The 23305-nt window shown below is 72.7% G+C and carries 19 protein-coding genes and 2 pseudogenes; 12 read left to right on the top strand and 9 right to left on the bottom strand.

The features are described 5' to 3' along the window. Positions 1-11 precede the first annotated feature (11 nt). A pseudogene (locus PV796_RS42305) lies at positions 12-581 on the bottom strand (RNA-guided endonuclease TnpB family protein); the annotation flags it as partial. A 48-nt stretch (positions 582-629) separates the two neighbouring features. Further along, positions 630-701, bottom strand: a pseudogene (locus tag PV796_RS42310) (helix-turn-helix domain-containing protein); the annotation flags it as partial. A gap of 300 nt (positions 702-1001) precedes the next feature. Between PV796_RS42310 and PV796_RS08600 the strand changes: the two are divergent. The 4 genes from PV796_RS08600 to PV796_RS08615 all read left to right on the top strand — a co-directional run bounded on the left by PV796_RS08600 (position 1002) and on the right by PV796_RS08615 (position 6727). Beyond that, entirely contained in the window at positions 1002-2888 is a 1887-nt protein-coding gene (locus PV796_RS08600; RefSeq protein ID WP_274912344.1) for a methylmalonyl-CoA mutase subunit beta, read from the top strand. After that, on the top strand, positions 2885-5158 hold the full coding sequence (gene scpA, locus PV796_RS08605; protein ID WP_274912345.1) for a methylmalonyl-CoA mutase: 2274 nt from the start codon (positions 2885-2887) through the stop codon (positions 5156-5158). The genes PV796_RS08600 and scpA overlap by 4 nt, the downstream gene beginning before the upstream one ends. Before the next feature lie 19 nt (positions 5159-5177). Next, positions 5178-6251 (top strand): methylmalonyl Co-A mutase-associated GTPase MeaB, encoded by a 1074-nt coding sequence (gene meaB / locus PV796_RS08610; RefSeq protein WP_274912346.1) that lies wholly within the window; start codon positions 5178-5180, stop codon positions 6249-6251. A 107-nt stretch (positions 6252-6358) separates the two neighbouring features. Next, positions 6359-6727: a coenzyme f390 synthetase gene (locus PV796_RS08615; protein WP_274912347.1), complete on the top strand. Its 369-nt coding sequence runs from the start codon at positions 6359-6361 to the stop codon at positions 6725-6727. Here the strand turns inward: PV796_RS08615 and PV796_RS08620 are convergent. Together PV796_RS08620 and PV796_RS08625 are read right to left on the bottom strand one after the other, a co-directional pair. After that, the gene (locus PV796_RS08620) at positions 6700-7665 is read right to left on the bottom strand and encodes a LysR family transcriptional regulator (RefSeq protein ID WP_446750578.1); all 966 of its coding nucleotides are present in this window, start codon (positions 7663-7665) and stop codon (positions 6700-6702) included. The two genes, PV796_RS08615 and PV796_RS08620, sit on opposite strands and share 28 nt — an antisense overlap. A 15-nt stretch (positions 7666-7680) precedes the next feature. Next, positions 7681-8154 carry an ATP-binding protein gene (locus PV796_RS08625; RefSeq protein WP_274912348.1) on the bottom strand — a complete coding sequence of 158 codons (474 nt, stop codon included), beginning with the start codon at positions 8152-8154 and terminating at the stop codon, positions 7681-7683. A 272-nt stretch (positions 8155-8426) separates the two neighbouring features. Here PV796_RS08625 and PV796_RS08630 point away from each other — a divergent pair, with 272 nt between their 5' ends. Together PV796_RS08630 and PV796_RS08635 are read left to right on the top strand one after the other, a co-directional pair. Then, positions 8427-8669 carry a DUF397 domain-containing protein gene (locus tag PV796_RS08630; protein WP_274912349.1) on the top strand — a complete coding sequence of 81 codons (243 nt, stop codon included), beginning with the start codon at positions 8427-8429 and terminating at the stop codon, positions 8667-8669. A gap of 122 nt (positions 8670-8791) precedes the next feature. Then, positions 8792-9700 (top strand): helix-turn-helix domain-containing protein, encoded by a 909-nt coding sequence (locus PV796_RS08635; protein ID WP_274912350.1) that lies wholly within the window; start codon positions 8792-8794, stop codon positions 9698-9700. 89 nt (positions 9701-9789) lie between these two features. Here the strand turns inward: PV796_RS08635 and PV796_RS08640 are convergent, their stop codons facing one another. After that, positions 9790-10608, bottom strand: coding sequence for an SAM-dependent methyltransferase (locus PV796_RS08640; RefSeq protein ID WP_274912351.1), 819 nt, complete (start codon positions 10606-10608; stop codon positions 9790-9792). Between the two features lie 249 nt (positions 10609-10857). Between PV796_RS08640 and PV796_RS08645 the strand changes: the two genes are divergently transcribed. Next, positions 10858-11601, top strand: coding sequence for an ATP-binding cassette domain-containing protein (locus PV796_RS08645; RefSeq protein ID WP_274912352.1), 744 nt, complete (start codon positions 10858-10860; stop codon positions 11599-11601). 9 nt (positions 11602-11610) lie between these two features. Further along, positions 11611-12513 (top strand): class I SAM-dependent methyltransferase, encoded by a 903-nt coding sequence (locus PV796_RS08650; protein ID WP_274912353.1) that lies wholly within the window; start codon positions 11611-11613, stop codon positions 12511-12513. A gap of 28 nt (positions 12514-12541) precedes the next feature. Here PV796_RS08650 and PV796_RS08655 read toward each other — a convergent pair whose 3' ends face one another. Beyond that, the gene (locus tag PV796_RS08655; protein ID WP_274912354.1) at positions 12542-12976 is read right to left on the bottom strand and encodes a DUF6314 family protein; all 435 of its coding nucleotides are present in this window, start codon (positions 12974-12976) and stop codon (positions 12542-12544) included. Positions 12977-13186: 210 nt separating this feature from the next. On the opposite strand from PV796_RS08655, the gene PV796_RS08660 reads away from it, so the two are divergent. After that, on the top strand, positions 13187-14656 hold the full coding sequence (locus tag PV796_RS08660) for an aldehyde dehydrogenase family protein (protein WP_274912355.1): 1470 nt from the start codon (positions 13187-13189) through the stop codon (positions 14654-14656). Next, entirely contained in the window at positions 14653-16218 is a 1566-nt protein-coding gene (locus tag PV796_RS08665; RefSeq protein ID WP_274912356.1) for an APC family permease, read from the top strand. Before PV796_RS08660 ends, PV796_RS08665 begins: the two co-directional genes overlap by 4 nt. A 2-nt stretch (positions 16219-16220) precedes the next feature. Here the strand turns inward: PV796_RS08665 and PV796_RS08670 are convergent, their stop codons facing one another. Next, positions 16221-17300: a HoxN/HupN/NixA family nickel/cobalt transporter gene (locus PV796_RS08670; protein ID WP_376562731.1), complete on the bottom strand. Its 1080-nt coding sequence runs from the start codon at positions 17298-17300 to the stop codon at positions 16221-16223. A gap of 433 nt (positions 17301-17733) precedes the next feature. On the opposite strand from PV796_RS08670, the gene PV796_RS08675 reads away from it, so the two are divergent. After that, complete coding sequence (locus PV796_RS08675; protein ID WP_274912358.1) at positions 17734-20007, top strand: heavy metal translocating P-type ATPase; 2274 nt, start codon at positions 17734-17736, stop codon at positions 20005-20007. Between the two features lie 76 nt (positions 20008-20083). On the opposite strand, the gene PV796_RS08680 is transcribed toward PV796_RS08675, so the two are convergent. Further along, entirely contained in the window at positions 20084-20524 is a 441-nt protein-coding gene (locus PV796_RS08680) for a MarR family winged helix-turn-helix transcriptional regulator (RefSeq protein ID WP_274912359.1), read from the bottom strand. Positions 20525-20698: 174 nt separating this feature from the next. Between PV796_RS08680 and PV796_RS08685 the strand changes: the two genes are divergently transcribed. Continuing rightward, a complete protein-coding gene (locus PV796_RS08685; protein ID WP_274912360.1) occupies positions 20699-21589 on the top strand; it encodes an MBL fold metallo-hydrolase in 891 nt (296 codons plus the stop codon). A gap of 214 nt (positions 21590-21803) precedes the next feature. On the opposite strand, the gene PV796_RS08690 is transcribed toward PV796_RS08685, so the two are convergent. Then, complete coding sequence (locus PV796_RS08690; RefSeq protein WP_274912361.1) at positions 21804-23174, bottom strand: hypothetical protein; 1371 nt, start codon at positions 23172-23174, stop codon at positions 21804-21806. Between the last annotated feature and the right edge of the window lie 131 nt (positions 23175-23305).

Genomic DNA, 23305 nt, shown 5'->3' on the forward strand with positions numbered 1-23305 from the left:
GTGCTGTGCAGCTACGCGGCACGGGCATCGAGCGGGCTTCCGTGGCTTCCTGCCGCTGTGCGCTGTGCCAGAACGGGTTCTGGTCCTATCGGCGCTCCGCAGGCTGCAACCGCCAGTCCGGCGGCCTGTTTGACGTTGAGTGCGGCATTGTGGTCCCGGTCATGGACGGTGCCGCAGGCGGTGCAGGTCCACTCCCGCACATCGAGGGGTTTGGGCCCGTCACGGTGGCCGCAGGTGGAGCACACCTGGCTAGTGGGCTCGAACCGGCCGACCTTGACGAAGGTACGCCCGTACAGGGCGGCCTTGTACTCCGGCATGCCCACGAACTGCGACCAGCCCGCATCGTGCACGCTCTTGGCCAGCCGGGTGCGCGCGAGTCCTTTGACCGCCAGGTCCTCCACGGCGACCGCTTGGTTCTCGCGGATCAGCCTGGTGGCGAGCTGGTGAGGGAACTCGCGGCGCGCGTCGGCGACTTGGGCGTGCGCGCGGGCGACCTTCAGGCGAGCCTTGGCCCGCTTCTTCGCCCCCCTCCGTTTGCGGGACAGGTCCCGCTGGACTCTGTTGAGTTTCTTCTTCGCCCGCGCTCGCTCCCGCGCGGCGATCGCATCGTTGTCCACCACTCGCGCGCACCCGAACGCCCGGGCCAACGCAATGCGCTGGCCCGGCGTCGGGCTGAGGCGAAAGGCATACCGAAGCTGCATGATCCGGACGCTAACAGCGACCACTGACAGTCCGGTGCGGATCAGCTGAATCCAGCTCCGCTGGAACGATTCGGCGACGCTCCGCGTCGCCAGGTTCAGATTCGCTTCACCACCAGTCTGAAGGCCGGTGCACTTCGATTGAATCCCGGTAGCGCGCCGGAGGAGCCCGTTCCGGCGGCCGATCGGGGCCCGGTCGGGGCGGGTTCGCCCGTACACGGCGATCGGGGCCCGGTTCAACGAGGGCAAGGTCACAGCGCTTTCCCCTGCTCCGGCCAACGACCGTTCCCCTAGCCTGCTGCCATGACCGCCGAGTCCCCCGAACTCCCCCTGGCCGGCGCCTTCCCGGCCGCTGATCGCGAGCAGTGGCAGCGTCTGGTCGAGGGCGTACTGCGCAAGTCGGGCGCCACCGAGGCCGCGGGTGCCGCCGCCGAGGACGCGCTCGCCACGGATCTCCAGGACGGGATCCGTGTCCGCCCGCTCTACACCGCCCAGGACGCGCCGCCCGCCGCCGGCCTGCCTGGTTTCCCGCCGTTCGTGCGGGCGTCCCGTCCGGAGGGCAGTGCCGCCTCCGGGTGGGACGTGCGCCAGCGGCAGCACGGCACCGATCCCCGACGGGTCAACGAGGCGCTCCTCGCCGACCTGGAGAACGGCGTCACCTCCGTGTGGTTGACGGTCGGCGACGGCGGCGTCCCGGTGTCCGGCCTGGCGGAGGCGGTGCGGGGGGTCTACCTGGACCTGGCGCCGGTGGTGCTGGACGCGGGCCCGGAATTCCCGGCGGCGGCCGAGGAGTTGCTGCGGCTGTACCAGGAGTCGGGGGTGGCGCTGTCGGAGGCGGCCGGGGTGCTCGGCGCCGATCCGCTGGGCGAGCTGGCCCGTACCGGCGACGACCGCGGGCTGGCCGACGGGCTGGCGGACGCCGCGCGCTGGGCCGGCCGGGTCGCCGGGAGCGCGCCGGGGATCCGCACGGTGTCCGTCGACGCGCTGCCGTACCACGAGGCGGGCGGCTCGGCGGCCGAGGAGTTGGGGGCCTCGCTGGCCAGCGGGGTCGGCTATCTGCGCGCGCTCACCGAGGGCGGGTCGGGCCTGGGCATCGACGCGGCCTGTCGGCAGTTGGAGTTCCGGTATGCCGCGAGTGCCGATCAGTTCCTGACGATCGCCAAGCTGCGCGCGGCGCGGCTGTTGTGGGCGCGGGTGGCCGAGGTCTGCGGGGCGTCGCCGGCCGGTGCCGCGCAGCGTCAACACGCGGTCACCTCCTCGGTGATGATGACGCGTCGGGACCCGTGGGTGAACATGCTGCGCACCACGGTGGCCGGGCTGTCCGCGGGCGTCGGCGGCGCCGATGCGGTGACGGTGCTGCCGTTCGACGCGGCGGTGGGGCTGCCGGACGCGTTCGCCCGGCGCATCGCCCGCAACACCCAGTCGGTGCTGCTGGAGGAGTCGCACCTGGCGAAGGTGATCGACCCGGCGGGCGGCTCCTGGTACGTCGAGCGGCTCACCGCCGAACTCGCCCGCGCCGGCTGGGCGTTCTTCCAGGAGATCGAGGCAGCGGGCGGGCAGGCCGCCGCGCTGCGGTCCGGGATGCTCGGCGAGCGGTTGGCCAAGACCTGGCGGCGGCGCGGCGCTGAGCTGGCGCACCGCCGGGAGCCGATCACCGGCGTCAGCGAGTTCCCGCTGCTGGCCGAGGCGCCGCTGTCCCGCGAGCCGGCGCCGGCACCGGCCGGCGGGGGGCTGCCGCGGGTGCGTCGGGACGATGCGTTCGAGGCGCTGCGGGCCCGTTCGGACGCCCGGTCGGCGGCCGGTGGGGCGCGGCCGAAGGTGTTCCTGGCCGCGCTGGGCCCGGTCGCGGCGCACACCGCGCGGGTGGCGTTCGCCGCCAACCTCTTCCAGGCGGGCGGGATCGAGACCGATACGGAGCGGGTGACGGCCGCGTCGGTGGCCGGGGCGTTCGCGGCGAGCGGCGCGCGGATCGCGTGCCTGTGCGCCAGTGACACCGGCTACGCCGAGCAGGCGGCGGAGGTGGCCGAGGCGCTGAAGTCGGCCGGGGCGGCGCGGGTGTACCTGGCGGGCAAACCGGGCGGCCGCCGGGAGGAGTTCGTGGCGGCCGGGGTGGACACGTTCGTGTTCGCCGGCTGCGATGCGGCCGGGGTGCTGTCCTCGGCCCTGGATGTCACGGAGGTGGCGGCATGAAGGAGACGGCACAGGGAGCGGGCGCCACGGGCGCCGCCTCGGGCCACGTCCCCGGGAAGGCAGGCGCCATCCCGGACTTCAGCACGGTGGAGCTGGGCACCCCGTCGGGCACGGCGGCGCCCGGTGACGGGGCCGGCTGGGCGGAGGCGGTGCAGCAGGCCACCGGCAAGAGCGTCGAGGACCTGACCTGGGAGACGCCGGAGGGCATCGACGTCAAGCCGCTCTACACCGAAGCGGACCTGGCGGGGCTGGACTTCCTGGGCACGTACCCGGGCATCGCGCCGTATCTGCGCGGCCCGTACCCGACGATGTACGTCAACCAGCCCTGGACGGTGCGGCAGTACGCCGGCTTCTCCACCGCGGAGGAGTCCAACGCCTTCTACCGCCGCAACCTCGCCGCCGGCCAGAAGGGCCTGTCGGTCGCCTTCGACCTGCCCACCCACCGCGGCTACGACAGCGACCACCCGCGGGTGACCGGCGACGTCGGCATGGCGGGCGTGGCCATCGACTCGATCTACGACATGCGGCAGCTCTTCGAGGGCATCCCGCTGGACAAGATGACGGTGTCGATGACGATGAACGGCGCGGTGCTGCCCGTGCTCGCGCTCTACATCGTGGCCGCCGAGGAACAGGGCGTACCGCCCGAGAAGTTGGCCGGGACCATCCAGAACGACATCCTCAAGGAGTTCATGGTCCGCAACACCTACATCTATCCGCCGCAGCCCTCCATGCGGATCATCTCCGACATCTTCGCGTACACCTCGCAGAAGATGCCGCGCTACAACTCCATCTCGATCTCCGGCTACCACATCCAGGAGGCGGGCGCGACGGCCGACCTGGAGCTGGCGTACACCCTCGCGGACGGGGTCGAGTACCTGCGGGCCGGCATGGCGGCCGGGATGGACGTGGACGCCTTCGCGCCGCGGCTGTCCTTCTTCTGGGCGATCGGCATGAACTTCTTCATGGAGATCGCCAAGCTGCGCGCGGCCCGGCTGCTGTGGGCGAAGCTGGTCTCGCAGTTCGAGCCGAAGAACCCCAAGTCCCTTTCGCTGCGCACCCATTCGCAGACCTCCGGCTGGTCGCTGACCGCGCAGGACGTGTTCAACAACGTCACCCGCACGTGTGTGGAGGCGATGGCGGCGACCCAGGGCCACACCCAGTCGCTGCACACCAACGCCCTGGACGAGGCGCTGGCGCTGCCCACCGACTTCTCGGCCCGGATCGCCCGCAACACCCAGCTCTTCCTCCAACAGGAGTCGGGCACCTGCCGGGTGATCGACCCGTGGGGCGGCAGCGCGTACGTCGAGCGGCTCACCCACGACCTGGCGCGCCGGGCCTGGGCGCACATCGAGGAGGTCGAGGCGGCCGGTGGGATGGCCAAGGCGATCGACGCGGGCATCCCCAAGCTGCGGGTGGAGGAGGCCGCGGCCCGTACGCAGGCGCGGATCGACTCGGGCCGGCAGGCGCTGATCGGCGTCAACAAGTACCGGGTGGAGACGGACGAGGAGATCGAGGTCCTCAAGGTCGACAACTCCGCGGTGCGGGCGCAGCAGATCGACAAGCTCAGGCGGCTGCGGGCGGAGCGCGACGAGGACGCCTGTCGGCGGGCGCTGCGGGCGCTGACCGAGGCGGCGAAGGCCGGCCCCGGCCCGGGACTTGAGGGCAACCTGCTGGCCCTGGCGGTGGACGCGGCCCGGGCGATGGCGACGGTCGGCGAGATCTCGGACGCCCTGGAGGAGGTCTACGGACGCCACTCGGGCCAGATCCGTACCATCTCCGGTGTGTACCGAGACGAAGCGGGCCCCTCGTCGGGGGTCGAGCGCACCCGGGAGTTGGTGGCCGCGTTCGAGCGTGCCGAGGGGCGCCGGCCGCGCATCCTGGTGGCCAAGATGGGCCAGGACGGCCACGACCGCGGCCAGAAGGTGATCGCCACGGCCTTCGCCGACCTGGGCTTCGACGTGGACGTCGGCCCGCTGTTCCAGACCCCGGCGGAGGTGGCCCGGCAGGCGGTGGAGGCCGACGTGCACATCGTCGGGGTGTCCTCGCTGGCCGCCGGCCATCTGACGCTGGTGCCGGCGCTGCGGGAGGCGTTGGCGGCCCAGGAGCGGGAGGACATCACCGTCGTGGTCGGCGGGGTGATCCCGCCGCAGGACGTCCAGCCGCTGCGGGACATGGGCGCGGCGGCGGTGTTCCTGCCCGGCACGGTCATCCCGGACGCGGCCCACGACCTGGTGCGGGACCTGGCAACGGCCCTCGGCCACGAGCTGTAGAGCGGAGGGCTGGAGGGCGATGACTCCGAGGATCGACGTCGACCGGTACGCCGAGGGGGTGCGGGCCGGTTCCCGTGCCTGGATCGCCCGCGCGGTGACGCTGGTGGAATCCACCCGCGCCGACCACCGCGCGGCCGCCCAACAGTTGTTGGTCAGGCTGCTGCCGCACTCCGGTGCGGCCCGGCGGGTGGGCATCAGCGGCGTACCGGGCGTCGGCAAGTCGACCTTCATCGACGCGCTGGGCTCGCTGTTGACGGGGCTGGGGCACCGGGTGGCGGTGCTGGCCGTCGACCCGTCCTCCAGCCGCACCGGCGGCTCCATCCTGGGCGACAAGACCCGGATGGAGCGCCTGTCGACCGACCCGGCGGCGTTCGTCCGTCCCTCCCCCACCTCCGGGACGCTGGGCGGAGTGGCGCGGGCGACCAGGGAGTCGATCGTGGTGATGGAGGCCGCCGGGTACGACGTGGTGCTGGTGGAGACGGTCGGCGTCGGCCAGTCGGAGACCACCGTCGCCAACATGGTCGACACCTTCCTGCTGTTGACGCTGGCCCGGACCGGCGATCAGCTCCAGGGCATCAAGAAGGGCGTCCTGGAACTGGCTGACCTGGTGTCGGTCAACAAGGCGGACGGCCCGCACGAGCGGGACGCCCGCTCCGCGGCGCGCGAACTCGCCGGTGCACTGCGGCTGTTGCGCCCCCAAGCCCTCCACTCCGATCGAGCAGGGGGGACCCCCACCCCGGACGCCGTCTGGACCCCTCCGGTGCTCACCTGTAGCGCCCGCGAGGGCACCGGCCTGAAGACGGTGTGGGAGCGGATCGAGCAGCACCGCACCCTGCTGGAGTCCACCGGTGCGCTGGCCGAGCGGCGCCGCGTGCAGCAGGTGGACTGGACCTGGTCGATGGTCCGGGAGCGGCTGATCGACCTGCTCCAGGAGCACCCGGACGTGCGGCGGTTGGGCCCGGAGGTCGAACGGGCGGTGCGGGCCGGCGAGATCACCGCGACGCTGGCGGCGGAACGGCTGCTGGCGGCGTTCGGCCTGGGCCATGGCCTCGACGGCGACCCGGGCGTCGAGGCGCACGGTCGACTTGGCTGAGTCACCCCGTACTCATCCGCGGAGCTGAGTAGCCGGGCTCATGACGAACGGGCGCCCGGCCCCGATGATGTCGGTGCCAACCCACCGACTGGGGCCGGGAGTTCATCATGGGCGCCAACAGCTATCCGCAGGATGTCGAGCGCGGGCTCTTCGAGGGCAATCCGCTGGCGGGGTTGATCGAGGGGTTCTGTCTCACGTTGGACGCGGGCGGGGACCTGGAGGCCAGACCCGTGGTCCACGTCCAGTTGCGGGCCGGGGCGAACCTCTCCGCGGTCGAGGCGGACCAGCTGGCCAAAGTCTGCCAGCACGGCGTGCAGCGCCAACTGGACGCTCTCGACGGTGACTTCGCGCCGCTTCCCGATCAGGGACCGGCCGCCAGCGAACTGGCCATCGCGCTCCACCCGTACGGCAGCGGCCCGTTCGCCGATCCCTCCGCGATCCGCGACGGCTATCTGGTGCGCGGCGACGAGCTCTGAGCCGCGGCCCCGCCGGGCGGGTCCGCCGGCGCGTCGCCGGTGGGCGCGAAGTGCGCCAGGGCCAGGTCCCGGAAGCGCGCCGCGGCCGCCGAGAGATGGCCGTCCGCGCGCCGGACCAGGCTGAGCGTGCGGACGCAGTCGGGGGCGTCGATGCGCAGCCAGGCGATCGATTCCGGCAGGGGGGCGATGCGGGCGACCGTGGGGAGCAGTCCGATGCCGATCCCGGCCCCGATGAGGTAGGGGGTGACGCCCGGCTCGTCGCCCTCACAGGCGATCACCGGGCGCTGCCCGGTGGGTGCGAACAGCCTTTCCAGGAGGGCGCGTTGCCAGTGCCCGGGCCGGGTGGTGAGGAACGGCTCGTCGAGCAGGTCGGCCACCGTGACCCGTTCCCGGCCGGCCAGCCGGTGTCCGGCCGGGACGACGAGCCGAACCTCCTCGCGCCGCAGCGGAATCTCCTCCAGCCCGGGGGCGGTCAGCGGTTGCGAGGCGATGCAGAAGTCCACCTCGCGGGCGCCGAGTTGGGCCAGCATCGCGCCAGGGGTGGACTGGAGGAGCCGGACCGCGACGCCGGGGTGTGCGGCGCGGAAGTCGCCCAGGAGCGGGGCGAGCGGCAGCAGGGTCTCGGCGGCGAGCGCGAGGGTGCCCCGGTCGGGGGCGGCGGCGTCGGCCAACTCGGCGCACCCTTGGTCGAGTTCGTCCAGGGCCCGTTCCACCCGGCGGAGGAAGGCGGTCCCGTAGCCGTTGAGCCGGACGGTGCGGCCCTGTCGGTCGAAGAGCGGCACCCCGAGCTCGGCCTCCAGCCGGGCGATGGTCCGGCTCACCGAGGGCTGGGCGACCCGTAGTTCCTCGGCGGCCCGGCTGATGTGCTCCCGGCGTGCGACCGCGCGGAAGTAGCGCAGCGACAGCAGGTCCATCGACTTCCGGCCCCCCGTGATCACTCCCCGCGGCCCCTTTCAGCCGCGCCCCACCACCGTAGCCCACACCGTCTTGCCCGCGTGATCGGGAAGCGTCCAGCCCCAGGCGTCGCTGAGCTCGTCGACGAGGCGGAGGCCGCGCCCGGACTCGGCGAGCGCGTCCTGCTGTCGGAGTACGGGAGCCCCACTCCCGCCGTCGGAGACCGCGCACAGCACCCCGCGCTCCTGTCGGGTCAGCGCCAGCCAGGCGGGACAAAAGCGGTTGCCGCCAAGGGAGTTGAAGGCCAGTTCGAACGGGTCGGCGGGGGTGCCGTGGCGCAGGGCGTTGGTCACCAGTTCGGAGACGATCAGGACGGCGTTGTCGGCGAGGAGGGGGCACATCCGCCAGTCCTGGAGGGTGTCCCGGGTGAAGCGGCGGGCCTCCGCCACGGTGCACGCCGAACCGCTCAGCGCGCAGGCGGCGAAGCCGTCCAGCCCCGGCATCATCCCGGCGTCGCGCGCGGGGCCGGCCATGGGCGTTCCTCCTTCCCGGAGGACGTCGCGCTCGGACTCTGCCGGGTGTGTGGTCATCACGATCTCCGCGGAGGGGCATACGGGTTGGGCGCGTCCGGGACGGTCTGGGCGGGGCCGTCCCGAAGGGCTAATATCCTCGTCGACCGTCCAATGCTGCAAGTGCATCTGCAATTACATCGGCAAGGACGGTCACCCGGGAGCGGTATCACGCCAATGTGATCGCGGCCCCGGATCGGTCCCGAGCACATCTCCCCACCAAAGGAGCAGCTTTGATGGAGTCGATGACCAACGGGATGCCGGCCACCGGCATCGAGGGCGCGGTCTGGCGCAAGAGCCGCCGCAGCAACCCCAGCGGCAACTGCGTTGAGCTGGCGGTTCTTTCGGACGGCGAGGTCGCGGTGCGCAACTCGCGACACGCGTCGGGGCCCGCGCTGATCTACCCCCGCAACGCGATGGCCGCCTTCGTACAGGCCGCGAAGGACGGCGAGTTCGACGATCTGTTCGCCTCCGGGTGACCCGATGACCGCCTCGGGGAGCTCTTTCTGAGGCATATGTCGACCGGATAGTCGGCGTAGGTGTACGCCCCTTCGGGGCAATGGGACACTGGGCGTTCGCCCGACCACTCAGGGGAGTCAGCATGAGCGCCGCGCAGTCGAGCAGTGACCCGTCCCTGCGCCGCTATCTGGACCATCCGCGCGGCGGCCCCACCGTCCTGCGCATCGTGCTCGGCACCCAGTTGCGGCGGTTGCGGGAGGCCGCCGGCATCACCCGCGAGGCCGCCGGGCACACCATCCGGGCCTCGCACGCCAAGATCAGCCGCCTGGAACTGGGCCGGGTGAGCTGCAAGGAACGCGATGTCGCCGACCTGTTGACGCTGTACGGCGTCACCGACAGCGCCGCCCGCGCCACCTTCCTCACCCTCGCCCGCCGGACCAGCACGCCCGGGTGGTGGCACCAGTACAACGACGTGCTGCCCAGTTGGTTCGAGACCCATCTCGGCCTGGAGTCGGCCGCGTCGGTCATCCGTACCTACGAAGTCCAGTTCGTGCCGGGCCTGTTGCAGACGGCGGAGTACGCCCGTGCGGTGGCGCAGCTCGGGCACCCGACCGCCACGGCGGAGGAGACCGAGCAGCGGGTCGGGCTACGGATGGAGCGGCAGCGGTTGTTGACGCTCCCGGACGCGCCGCGACTGTGGGCGATCCTCGACGAGGCGTGCCTGCGCCGGCCGTTGGGCGGTCCCGAGGTGATGCCCGGCCAGCTCCGGTACCTCATCGAGATGGCGCACCTGCCCAACGTCACCCTCCAGGTCGCCCCGTTCGCCCTCGGCGGCCACGCGGCGGCCGGCGGGCCCATCACCATCCTCCGCTTCATGGAGCCCGACCTGCCCGACATCGTCTACCTGGAGCAGCTCACCAGCGCGCTCTACCTGGACAAGCGCGACGACGTCGACCACTACCTCGCCGTGATGGACCGGCTCTCCGCCCAGGCGGAGTCGCCCCGGGAGTCGCTGCTGATATTGGAACGGCTGCTGAAACAGGAGAGTTGACGCGGGGGCGGAGAGGGGTGGGAATACGGGACGGCTGCTTGCGTCCCCCACTCCACTTCCTCCCCGCGGGCTCGTGTCGTTACACCGTGTCAGGCCCTGCGGGCCACGCCGCCGTACTCGATCCACTCCTGGGTCAGTTGCTTGGGGCCGGCGTCGGACGGGTCCGGGCGCCAGGTCGAGACCTCCACCAGGCCCGGCTCCTGGATCTCCAACCCGTCCAGGAACGCCCGCAGTTCGTGCTGTTGACGCACCCGGCCCCAGCGCCCCTGGGTGTTCACCCGCATGAACTCGGTGACGAAGTCCCGGGTCGCCGGGTCCTCGCTCACCAACTGACACACCACCAGATAGCTGCCGGGGGCGAGCCGTTCGGCTACCCGGCGGACCAGCCCGGCCGGGTCGTCGGCGTCCGGGATGCAGTGCAGCACCGAGACGAACAGCGCGGCGACCGGCTCGTCGAGGTCGATCAGCCGCCGGACCTCGGGGTTGTCGAAGATCCCGTCGGTGTCCCGCAGGTCCGCCTGGATGACGGCGGTGTGCTCGTTCTCCTCCAGCAGCGCCCGGCCGTGCGCCAGCACGATCGGGTCGTTGTCGACGTACACCACCCGGGACCGGGGGTCCACCCGCTGCGCGACCTCGTGGACGTTGTCCTGGGTCGGCAGCCCTGAGCCGTGGTCGAGGAACTGCCGGATGCCGCGCTCCTCGGCCAGCCAACGGACCACCCGGCGCAGGAAGCGCCGGTTGTTGACCGCCAGCACCCCGGTGCTGGGGACGACCTTGCTCAGCTCGTCGCACGCCTCGCGGTCCACCGCGTAGTTGTCCTTGCCGCCGAGGTAGTAGTCGTACATCCGCGCGACGCTCGGGACGCTCACGTCGACGGCGTTGGACAGCACCCGGTTCTCTTGGCTCATTCCCCACTCTTCCCGTCGGATTGCGGTGCCGGTAACCGTACGGCCACCGCGCCCGGCGTCCAACCCGCCGGCGGGGGCGGGGAGTCGGGCCGGCGCGCGCACCGGCGCGGAACGCGCGGCCCGCGCCTGGTGCCGGCCAGCCGCCCGGCGTTCTCATCGGCCTCTCACAGTCCACTCACGGCCCGGTCACACGGGATGCCTACGGTCGGCGACGGGGCCACGGTCCGGTGGCCGGAGGAGAGAGCGCACGTGTACCACCTGACCGGCGTGACCAAGCACTACCGAAGCGGCGGCGAACCGGTGCGGGCCCTGGACGGCGTCGAGCTGTACGTGCCGGACGGCGGCGCGCTCGCCATCCAGGGTCCGCCCGGAGCCGGCGCCTCGACGCTGCTGCGGATCCTCGGCGGGCTGGAGCGGCCCACCCGGGGCAGGGTGTTGCTGGACGGTACGGATCTGGCCACCGTCACCGCGTCCCGGCTGGGACGGATCCGCGCCGAGTCGATCGGCCTGCTCGGGACGGGCGACGGCGACCACCCGGGGCCCGTCGCGGGGCTGACCGTGCGGCAGGGCGTGGCCGCCGCGCTGGCCCCGCTGCGGCTGCGGCCGGCCGACCGCTGGGAGTTGGCCGGGGAGGCGCTGGCGGAGGTCGGACTGGCGGGCCGGGACGATCTGCTGCCGGGGCAGTTGGACCCGTACGCCCGGCGGCGCGCGGCGCTCGCCCGGGCGCTGGTGAAGCGGCCCACCGTGCTGCTCGCGGACCGGCCCACGGACGGGCTGTCGCCGCCGGCCGCGGCGGAGTTCGCCGAGCTGCTGGTGCGGGTGTGGGGCGGGTACCGGCTGACCTGCGTCCTCGCCACCGACGACGAGGCGTTGGCCGGGCGGCTGGGACGGCGGCTGGTGCTCTGCGGGGGCCGGGTGACCGATGCGCGGCGGGTGGCCGGTACCGGATGGTATGCGGCGGGCTCCTGGTGTCCGCGGGACGCGGGCAGGTAGAAGAGGACCATGACCACAGAGCAGAGCGAGTCCACGGGCCGGGCACCGCTCGGTCCGCCCGCCGGCGGCCGGCCCGGGGAGCCCGGCATCGAGGAGATGGTCCGCGCCAACGAGGCGAACTGGGACGCCCGTACACCGGTCCATGTGGCCAGCGCGTTCTACGGCCTGGACGGGTCGCGGCGGGCCGACGACTGGTTCGCGTCGTTCGAGTGGGCCGACCTCGGCGCGTTGACCGACCGCGACGTGCTGCACCTCCAGTGCCATCTGGGCACCGAGACGGCCGCGTTCGCGGACCGGGGCGCGCGGGCGGTGGGGCTGGACTTCTCCGCCGAGGCGGTGGCCCAGGCCCGGCGGCTGGCCGGGGAGACGGGCCGGGCGATGGAGTTCGTGCACGCGGACGTGTACCGCGCGGCGGAGGCGCTCGGCGACCGCCGCTTCGACGTGGTCTACACCGGCAAGGGGGCGGTCTGCTACCTGCCGGACCTGGCCTCCTGGGCCGGGACCGTCGCCGAACTGCTGCGGCCGGGCGGCACGTTCTACCTGGTGGAGTTCCACCCGCTGCTGAACGCGCTCGGCCCGACCCCGCCCGCGGACCCGGACACCCCGCCGCTGCTGCTCCGCCACGACTACCTCGCGGGCCGCGGCGCGCTGCGCAGCGACTCCCCCACCACCTACACCGACGGCCCGCCGCTGACCGGCGCGACCACGAGCTACGAGTGGCGGCACGGCCTCGGCGAGGTCGTCTCGGCGGTGGTCGGGGCCGGGCTGCGGGTGCAACTGCTGCGGGAGACCGAGGAGCTGCCGTGGCCGCGCTTCCCGTCGATGGTGCCGACCGCGAACGGCTGGTGGCGGCTGCCCGACGCGGAGCCGATCGTCCCGTTGCTGTACGCGCTGAAGGCGGTCAAGCCGTAGCGCCCGCCCGCCCGCGGGCGGGGTGCGGTCAGTCGGCGCGGCGGTAGACCGAGCGCAGCAGTTGGTCCTTGGTCGGGCCGGTGACCCGCCACTGAAGGTGCCAGCGGTCCGCGGTGACGGCGGTGAAGCTGCCGTCGTAGCGGTCCGCCGCGCACGGGTGGACGGCGGTCCAGCGGCCGGTCCGCAGGTCGAGGTCGTGGAAGGGGCGGCCGTCGGCGAAGGTGACCGCGGCGGTGCCGTCGGGCCGGGGCCGCAGCCGCAGCGTGCGGGTCGCCGCGTGCACCGCGCCGGCCCAGGTCAGCTCGCCCTCCTCGACGTGGCACAACGTCCCGTCGGGCCCGTCCGGCCGAAAGTCCGCGGTGCCCCGGAAGCCGCCCTCGGCGCCGGCCCGCAGGTCGTGCACGGTGCGTTCGATGTGCCAGCGTCCGGCGAGGTACGCGGCGGCGTCGGGGACCAGGTGCATGCCCCCATTGTCGGGCAGCCCCGCGCGCTCACCCCATCGGGTCCCGGCCGGACGCCCCGGCGCCGCGCACCGTGCGGTCCCTCGACACCCGACTTACGCTCGGTACCGAGATCACCACCGAGAGAGACCGTCGCGTCAGGAGCCGTCCCGTACGGGCCCTTTCGCGGGAGCCCGCCCGGAGACGACACCGCGAGGACCGGAGGCCACCCCATGCCGGAGCTGTTCATCGACGGTCAGTGGACCGCAGCGGCCGACGGACAGGTGCGGGAGATCCGCTGCCCGGCGGACGGCACGCTGGTCGCGACCGTCGACGAGGGCGGACCGAAGGACGTGGCGGCGGCACTCACCGCCGCCCGGCTGGCGTTTGACGACGGGCCCTGGCCCCGTACGCCGGCCGCCGAGCGCGGCCGGGTGGTGCTGAGGGTCGCCGAGCTGCTGGAGCGGGACCGGGAGGCGCTGGCCCGGGCCGAGTCGCTGGACACCGGCAAGCGGCTGGTGGAGAGCGGCTACGACATGGACGACATCGCGAACTGCTTCCGCTACTTCGGCAACCTCGGCGCGGCCGGCGGCACCGACCGGGTGGTGGACACCGGCGTGGCCGAGGCCGACAGCACGGTGCGGCACGAGCCGGTCGGGGTCTGCGCGTTGATCACGCCGTGGAACTACCCACTGCTGCAGACCGCGTGGAAGGTCGCGCCGGCGCTGGTCGCCGGGAACACCTTCGTGCTCAAGCCGAGCGAGCTGACCCCGCACACCGCGATCCACCTGATGCGGCTGCTGGCGGAGGCCGGGGTGCCGGCCGGAGTGGCGAACCTGGTGCTGGGCACCGGCCCGGTCGTGGGGGCACCGCTCACCGAGGACCCGCGGGTGGACCTGGTCTCGTTCACCGGCGGGCTGGTCACCGGCCGCCGCATCATGGCCGCGGCGGCGCCCACGGTGAAGAAGATCGCCCTCGAACTGGGCGGCAAGAACCCCAACATCGTGTTCGCGGACGCCGACTTCGACACCGCCGTCGACTACGCCATGACGGCGGTGTTCCTGCACTCCGGGCAGGTGTGCTCGGCCGGCGCCCGGCTGCTGATCCAGAACGAGCTGCACGACCGCTTCGTCGACGAACTGGTCGGGCGCGCCCGGCGGATCCCGTTGGGCGGCCCGTTCGACGAGCATGCCCGCACCGGCCCGCTGATCTCCGCCGCGCACCGGGCGAAGATCGAGGCGTATGTGGCGGCCGGGTTGGACGAGGGCGCGGTGCTGCGCTGCGGCGGGGCACCACCGGCCGATCCGGCGCTGGCGGACGGCTTCTACTACCTGCCGACGGTGCTGGACGAGTGCACCCCGGACATGACGGTGGTGCGCGACGAGTCGTTCGGACCGGTGCTGACCGTGGAGCGGTTCCGCGACGAGGACGAGGCGGTGTCGTTGGCCAACGACACGGTGTACGGGCTGGCGGGGGCGGTGTGGACGCAGGACGCCGGGCGTGCCCAGCGGGTGGCGTCCCGGCTGCGGGCCGGCACGGTGTGGATCAACGACTTCCATCCGTACGTGCCGCAGGCGGAGTGGGGCGGGATGAAACAGTCCGGCGTCGGCCGGGAGTTGGGGCCGGCCGGGCTGGCGGAGTACACGGAGGCCAAGCACGTGTGGCGGAACACCGCGCCGCGTCCGCAGAGGTGGTTCGAGTGACCGGTTCCGTCCCGTCCGACTCCGCCGGAGACGGCGCCGACGACGCCCCGCACGAGGACGGGGCGCTGGCCGAACTCGGCTACAAGCCCGAACTCAAGCGCACCCTCGGCAACTTCCACACCTTCGCCGCCGGTATCAGCTACATCTCCATCCTCACCGGCACCTTCCAGCTCTTCTACTTCGGGGTGAGCCACGGCGGACCGGCGTACTGGTGGTCCTGGCCGATGGTCTTCTGCGGCCAGTTGATGGTGGCGCTGTGCTTCTGCGAGCTGGCCTGCCGCTATCCGGTGGCCGGCTCGGTCTACAACTGGGCGAAGAAGCTGGGCGGTCCGCACGTGGGCTGGCTCGGCGGCTGGATGATGCTCACCGCGTCGATGGTGTCGCTGGCCGCGGTGGCGCTGGCCTACCAGGTGACGCTGCCGCAGATCTCGTCGTGGTTCCAGTTCATCGGCAACGGCACCGGGAAGACCGGCGCGGCCGCCAACGCGGTGCTCCTGGGCAGCGTGCTGATCGCCTTCACCACCCTGGTCAACGCCTTCGGCGTCAAGCTGATGGCGCGGATCAACTCGGCCGGCGTGGCCATCGAGTTGATCGCCGCGATCGTGCTGATCCTGCTGCTGGCCGCGCACATCACCCGCGGCCCGGCCGCGACGCTGACCAACACCTTCGGCTTGGGCAGCGGCCAGAGCCTGGGGTACTTCGGCGCGTTCCTGACCGCCTCGTTGGCCTCCGCCTACGTCATGTACGGCTTCGACACCGCCTCCTCGCTCGGCGAGGAGTCCGTGGACCCGACCCGCAACGCACCCAAGGCGATCCTGCGGGCGCTGATCGCCTCGTTCCTCATCGGCGGTCTGATCCTGCTGTTCGCGCTGCTGGCCACGCCCGATCTGCACGACAAGCGGCTGTCGTTGGACGGTCTCCAGTACGTGGTGCTGGCCACCCTGGGGCCGACGGTCGGGCAGCTCGTGCTGTGGTGCGTGGTGATCGCCATCACCGTCTGCGACCTGGCGGTGCACACCGCCGCGATCCGGCTGATGTTCGCGATGGCCCGGGACACCAACCTCCCGGCGTCCGCGCGGCTGGCCCGGATCAACCCGCGGTTCCAGACGCCGGTGCTGCCCGCGGTCGTGATCGGGCTGGTGGGCATCGCGATCCTGCTGATCAACGTCAACCAGCCGCAGATCTTCTCGGTGATCACCAGCATCGCGATCATCATGATCTACCTGGCGTACCTGATGGTGACCCTGCCGATGTTGGTGCAGCGGCTGCGCGGCCGGTGGACCACCGGCGGCTTCTCGCTGGGACGGTTCGGCCTGCCGGTGAACGTCCTGGCGGTGCTCTGGGGCCTGGCGATGTCCGTCAACCTCGCCTGGCCGCGGGCCGCGGTCTATAACGCCACCGGCCCGCAGCACTGGTATCTGCGCTGGGGCGCCTTCCTGTTCATCGGCATCGTGGCGCTCGGCGGCTTCGCCTACTACTGGTTCGTCCAGCGGCACCGCACCGGCGTGCTGGCCTCGCACGCCGCCGAGGACACGGACTCCGACGCCGCCGCCGCGCCCTGACGTCAGTCGGTGGTCCGCTCGGCCGGCGCCGGGCGGACGTTGACGGTCCACTTCTCCTCGATGCGGCCGAACTTCCACACCGCGAGGGCGACGACCCAGGTGAGGAAGAACAGGCCGACGATGGCGAAGCCGATGGCGTTGAGGTCCAGTCCGCCGATCCAGTCCCAGAACCAGCCGTGCAGCCCCAGCTTGTCGGCGAGCAGGCCGAGCAGCTCCACGGTGCCGATGATCAGGGCCACGGCGACCGACAGGCCGGTGATGGTGAGGTTGTAGTAGACCTTGCGGACCGGCTTGGAGAAGGCCCAGCCGTAGGCGAAGTTCATGAACGAGCCGTCGATGGTGTCCAGCAGGCTCATGCCGGCCGCGAAGAGCACCGGCAGGCAGAGGATGGCGTACCAGGGCAGGCCGGAGGCGGCGCCGGAGCCGGCCAGGACCAGCAGCGCGACCTCGGTGGCGGTGTCGAAGCCGAGCCCGAAGAGCAGGCCGAGCGGGTACATCTGCCAGGGCTTGGTGATCGACTTCATCACCCGGCCCAGGATGCGGTTCATCAGGCCGCGGTTGTTGAGCTGCTCCTCCAGCGCCGCCTCGTCGAAGTCGCCGGCGCGCATCCGCCGGAAGACGCCCCAGAGCCCGACCAGGATCACGATGTTGATCGCGGCGATGAGGTACAGGAAGACGCCGGAGACGGTGGTGCCGATCAGCCCGGTGATCGCGTGCAGTTGGGAGTTGTCGTCCTTGACCGGTCCGGCGAGCGCCTTGATGCCGAGCGACAGCAGGAAGGCCAGCCCGAAGACGACGCTGGAGTGCCCCAGTGAGAACCAGAAGCCGACCGAGAGCGGGCGCTGCCCCTCGTGCATCAGCTTCCGGGTGGTGTTGTCGATGGCGGCGATGTGGTCGGCGTCGAAGGCGTGGCGCATGCCGAGGGTGTACGCGGTGACGCCGATGCCGATGCCGAAGCTCTTGGTGCCCAGGCTGTAGTGTTCCGGGGCCACGATCGCCACCAGGGTGAACCAGCCGATCACGTGCAGCGCGAGGATGAAGCCGGCCATGCCGGCCATCCGCCCCCACTCGGCGCGGGTCATCGACCGCGCGATCCGCTGCCGGCGCGACGGCGGGGCCGCCTGGCCGGCCAGGGTCGGGGAGGGGGACGTAGCCATGCTTGATGCTGCTTTCTTCCGTTTCGCCCCCGACCTCTGCCGGGGACCCTCCCCACATTCGTGCGGGTCGGTTTCACTTGCAACCAATGTGCAGTAAAGCCCGCGATCAATGTGGCGGGCGGTCGGTCCGCGCGGGTGGGCGCGGGGTGACTCCCCCTCCCCTCCCGATGGATTACGTCGGAGCTTCTCCCCATTTCATGCCCCCTAGGGGCATTCGATCGCCTCACCTCGCCCCTTGCGGCTAATACGGGTGGGGGGTATACATGGAGTCGTCGCCCCTGGATACCCCCCTAGGGTATCCAGGGGCGAGCGCCCGACGACGCGCACACCCCCCTTCCGTGAGCTGCGAGGAGCAGAGATGACCACCACCAGTCCCGGCGCCGCCGAGGTCGAGCTCGCCATCGGCGGGATGACCTGCGCCTCCTGCGCCGCCCGGATCGAGAAGAAGCTCAACCGCATGGACGGCGTCGAGGCGAGAGTCAACTACGCGACCGAGAAGGCGAAGGTCGTCTTCCGGAGCGACGTCTCGGTCGGGGACCTGATCGCGACGGTGGAGGCCACCGGGTACAGCGCGCAGGAGCCGGCGCCGGTCGCCCCCGCCGCGGGTGGCGACGCCGTGGACGGCGCACAGGGCGGCGGCGAGCCGGATGCGCTGCGGTCGTTGCGCCAGCGGCTGATCACCGCGGTGGCGCTGGCGGTGCCGGTGATCGCCCTGGCGATGGTGCCGGCGCTGCAGTTCACCTACTGGCAGTGGCTGTCGCTGACGCTGACCGCGCCGGTCGTCACGTATGCCGCCTGGCCGTTCCACCGGGCCGCATGGACCAACGCCCGGCACGGCGCGGCCACCATGGACACCCTGATCTCGCTCGGCACTTCGGCCGCGTTCCTCTGGTCGCTGTGGGCGCTGTTCTTCGGGACGGCCGGCATGCCCGGCATGACCCACCCGTTCGAGCTGACCATCGCCCGCACCGACGGCGCCGGCAACATCTACCTGGAGGCGGCCGCCGGCGTCACCGCCTTCATCCTGGCCGGCCGGTACTTCGAGGCGCGCGCCAAGCGCAAGGCGGGCGCGGCGCTCAAGGCGCTGCTGGAGCTGGGCGCGAAGGACGTCACGGTGCTGCGCGGAGGGCGCGAAGTGACCGTGCCGATCGGGGAGTTGCGGGTCGGGGACCGGTTCCTGGTGCGGCCGGGCGAGAAGATCGCGACGGACGGCACGGTGGTGGACGGCGCGTCGGCCGTGGACGCCTCGATGCTGACCGGCGAGTCGGTGCCGGTGGAGGTCGCGGTCGGCGACGCCGTCACCGGCGCGACCCTGAACGTCGGCGGGCGGCTGGTCGTCGAGGCCACCCGGGTCGGCGCGGACACCCAACTCGCCCGGATGGCCAAGCTGGTGGAGGACGCGCAGAACGGCAAGGCGGCCGCGCAGCGGCTGGCCGACAAGATCTCCGCGGTGTTCGTCCCGGTCGTGATCGCGCTGGCGCTGGCCACCCTCGGCTTCTGGATCGTCAGCGGCGCCGGGCTGACCGCCGCGTTCACCGCCGCGGTCGCGGTGTTGATCATCGCCTGCCCGTGCGCCCTGGGGCTCGCCACGCCGACCGCGCTGCTGGTCGGCACCGGGCGCGGCGCCCAACTCGGCATCCTCATCAAGGGCCCTGAGGTCCTGGAGTCCACCCGCAAGGTCGACACCGTCGTCCTGGACAAGACCGGCACGGTGACCACCGGACGGATGACGCTGCTGGCCACGCACACCACGGCCGGCACCGACCGGGCCGGAGTGCTGCGACTGGCCGGCGCGTTGGAGCACTCCTCCGAGCATCCGATCGCCCGGGCGGTGGCGGCCGGCGCGAGCGCCGAGGTGGGCGCCCTGCCGACGCCGGAGGATTTCGCGGGCGTCGCGGGGCTGGGCGTGCAGGGGGTCGTCGAGGGGCATGCCGTGCTGGTCGGCCGGGAGCAGTTGCTGACCGAGTGGGCCATCGCGCTCCCCGAGGAGCTGGCGCGGGCCAAGGCGGCGGCCGAGGCGGCCGGGCGGACCGCGGTCGCGGTGGCCTGGGACGGCGCGGCCCGGGCGGTGTTGGAGGTGGCCGACGGCGTCAAGGAGACCAGTGCGGAGGCGATCCGGCGGCTGCGCGGGCTCGGGCTGACGCCGGTGCTGCTGACCGGTGACAACGCGGCGGTGGCCCACTCGGTCGCGGCCGAGGTCGGCATCGACCCGGAGCGGGTGATCGCCGAGGTGCTGCCGCGGGACAAGGTCGAGGTCGTCAAGCGCCTTCAGCAGGAGGGCCGTTCGGTCGCGATGGTCGGGGACGGCGTGAACGACGCGGCGGCGCTGGCCCAGGCGGACCTGGGGCTGGCGATGGGCACCGGGACCGACGCGGCCATCGAGGCCGGCGACCTGACGCTGGTGCGCGGCGACCTGCGCACCGCGGCGGACGCGATCCGGCTCTCCCGGCGCACCCTGGGCACCATCAAGTCCAACCTCTTCTGGGCCTTCGCCTACAACGTGGCGGCCCTGCCGCTGGCCGCCTCCGGCCTGCTCAACCCGATGATCGCGGGCGCCGCGATGGCCTTCTCCTCGGTCTTCGTGGTCGGCAACAGCCTGCGGCTGCGCGGATTCCGGGCGGCGGGCGACTGACCTCCGTAGCCGGCGGCGGGGCCGCGCCGCCGGGACCTCAGCGGTGGTCGTCCCGTTCGGTGCCGACCCGGAGCGACTACTCCCCCTTCGGCGGGTGCGTCATCGCCCGTTGCAGCAGGCGCTGGAGGGCACCCTTCTCCTCCCGGCTCAGCGCGGCGAGCGGGGATTCCGCGTCGAGCAGCGCCAGCAGCCGCTCGCGGAGCTCGACGCCCCGCGGGGTGAGGACCAGTTGCTTGGCGCGGCGGTCGGTGGGGTGCGCGCGGCGCTCGATCAGCTCCTGCTTCTCCAGCTTGTCGACGACGAAGGTGGTGTTGGAGGGCTCGCAGGTCATCCGCGCGGCCAGCTCCCGCATGGTCATCGGCCCGGCCAACTCGCGCAGCGCGACGGCCTGGGGCGCGGTGAGGCCCAACGTGGCGGCACGCCGGCGGATGTGCTCGGAGATCTGCTGGGCCATCCCGTTCACCAGGCCGCACAGTTGGCGCTCCGCGAGGGCCTGCGCCTCCGGGTCGGTGGTCATGGGCCCATCGTAACAAGCGCATGCAACCTAAATATTCCGAGCTTGAATGATTCAAGCTTGATGCTTATGGTGGTGTGGTCGCCGCCCCGAGCGGACCGGCGCCGGCATCCCTGCCGCCGCGCCCGGATGTCCAACATCCCTCGTTCGCACCGTACTTCAGGAGGACCAGCCGCCATGAGCACTTCCGCCCCGAGCCAGGACGAACGACTGCGCCGACCCGCCACCCGCCGCTCGCTGCGGCTCGGCGAGACGACGGTGACGTACCTGCCCGACGGCACCGCACAACTGATCCCGCGCCGCTGGCTCCCGGACACCACCGACGCGGTGTGGGCCGCCCATCCCGAATACCTCGACGCCACCGGCAACTTGGCGGCCGGCGTCGGCGGGCTCCTCGTGGAGCGGGACGGCCGCGCCCTGTTGATCGACGCCGGCCTCGGGCCGCTGTCGCCCGCGCCCGATTCCGACCGACCGGTGGGCGCGTTGCACGGCGGCGCGCTGCTGGACAGCCTCGCCGCCCACGGCCGGGCCGCGTCGGACATCGAAGCGGTGGCCTTCACCCACCTCCACCCCGACCACATCGGCTGGGCCTGGCACCCCGCCCCGGGCGACGACCGCCCGGCCTTCACACACGCCGACTACCTGGTCACCGAGCCCGAGTGGCACCAGCGCCACCTCCTCGAAGCACACGGCATCGACGACCGGATACTCTCCGCGCTGGCGCCCCGCGTGCGGACCGTGACGGACGGAGAGGAGGTCTTCCCCGGCGTCCACGTCATGTTCCTGACCGGCCACACGGCCGGGCACGCGGTCTACGTCATCTCCTCGGGCGGGCAGCGGCTGATCGCCTTCGGCGACGCCCTGCACTCGCCGATCCAGGTGGACCACCCGGAGTGGTCGGTGGCCGTCGACCACGACCCCGCCCTGGCCGCCGACGCCCGCCGCCAACTCCTCGCCGAGCTCCGCGAGCCGGACACCCTGGGCTTCGGCATCCACTTCGCGGACGTGGTGTTCGGCCGGGTCGGACCGGTCGGCGAGCGCCCTGCCTGGCGCCCGCTCGACGACTGACCCGCGCCCGGTCGGCCCGGCCCGCCCCGGCGCGCCAACTGCCGCCCCGGGCAAGGCCGCCGCCCGCTCACGACGTGTGGTTGGTCCACCCGGCCGAGCCGACCGACGACGTGCTGGCGCGGCTGGCTGCCGCCATGCGGCGCAGCGGCGTCGGAATCGCCGTCGGCCTCGGCGTCGCCGTACGCGACGGCGACCCCAGCATCCCGGCCGTCGGCTACGGCGCACCCCCGTCCGCACCATCCCGTTCCCGCCGCACCTCCGCGACGAGCCGACCCACCTCGTCCTCGGGCAGCGCGACGGCCTCGACGACGGCGTGAATCCGGGCGGAGAAGCGGGGCGTGCGCCGGTGGCCCGATCGCCAAGACCCGTTCTCCGAAGGGGAGTTACCCGTTCCGGCATCGACCCCGGCGGAGGCCGACCCGGCGTCGGCGGCCAGGCAGGACAACGAGCCGGAGACCGAGCCTGCGTCCAGGGGAAACCCCACCCGGTCACTGGTGCACGAGCCTGCGTCCCGCCCGCCGATGACGACAGTCGCGCGCAGTACGGCGATGACGGGCCGGTCGGCGCCACGGGCCCGGGCCGCGGGCTCCAGCCGTGCGGTGAACCGCTCGGTGACGGCACACCCGTCGGGTCCACAGTCGAGATCGCCCGCGTCGTCGCGGGAGACGGCGACCCCGCCGTCGAGCGCGGCGCCCAGCCGTCCGGCCTCCCGCGCCAGGGTGTCGTACACCGTGCCGACCTGGTCATCGGAGAGCGGGGTCAACGTCATCCCCACGGAGTCGTCGCCCTTCAGGGGGCCGACGGTGACCTTCGACGGCGCCGCCGGGGACGACGCGCCGCGCTTCCGGGGCGGCGCGGAGTGCGCGGCGGGGGCGTACGGCTTCAGCCCAAGTACCCGGTAGGGCTTGCCCTTTGAGACCAGCAGGCTGCCGGCCGTGGTGTCGATGCGCAGCGCCGGCACCCCGTCCACGGACTCGGGCTTGCGCCCGGCGCCCTTCGGGTCGGGCAGCGCATGGGTGGCGCTCAGGGCGCTCCGGAGTTGCGCCGCCAGGTCGGCCGGCGACCGGAAGCGGTCGGCCTGCCGGACGGCGGCGGCCTCTCCCGGGTCGTCGACGGTCCATTCGGTGGGCTGGGAGCGGTCCGACGAGACGCCGTTGGTCGGTATACCGTCCGGCGACGCCGTGTCTGACGTTGGGTCACCCGACGGCGTCCCGCCCGCGTCGCTCGCACCACCCGGGTCCCCCTCGTCGGGGGGCGGCTGCCGACGGGTGAACGTCTGGCCGCCGATCCGGAGGACTCCCCTGGCCTGGTCGCCGAGGGTTCCCGTGAGCATCCCGGACCGGGAGACCCACACGTCGCGCTGCTCCCCGGTGCGGGTCGAGGTCTCCTGGTAGCGCAGACCGCGGGCCCCGGCCAGGTTGTCCAGCGCCTGGAGGAAGGGGGCACGGTCCGCGGCTCCCTTCGGGGCCGTGGTCGGGGGCACGTTGGGGACCGTGGTCGCACCCCACGGGTCCGAGCCCACGTACACGATCAACAGGGCGAGCACACCGAGCACCACGATGCCGGCGAGGAGCACCTTACGCACCGGGGCCGGCACCGTCGGTTCCAGAGCCGGGTCGGCGGGGAGCGCGTGCTCGCTCCCTCTGCCGTGCGGGTCCGCGGTCGGCGCTCCCGGAGGGACGACACCCCAGGTCGCCGCCTCCGAGACGGCCGCAA

The organism is Streptomyces sp. WZ-12 (genome assembly GCF_028898845.1).
GTDB lineage: Bacteria > Actinomycetota > Actinomycetes > Streptomycetales > Streptomycetaceae > Streptomyces.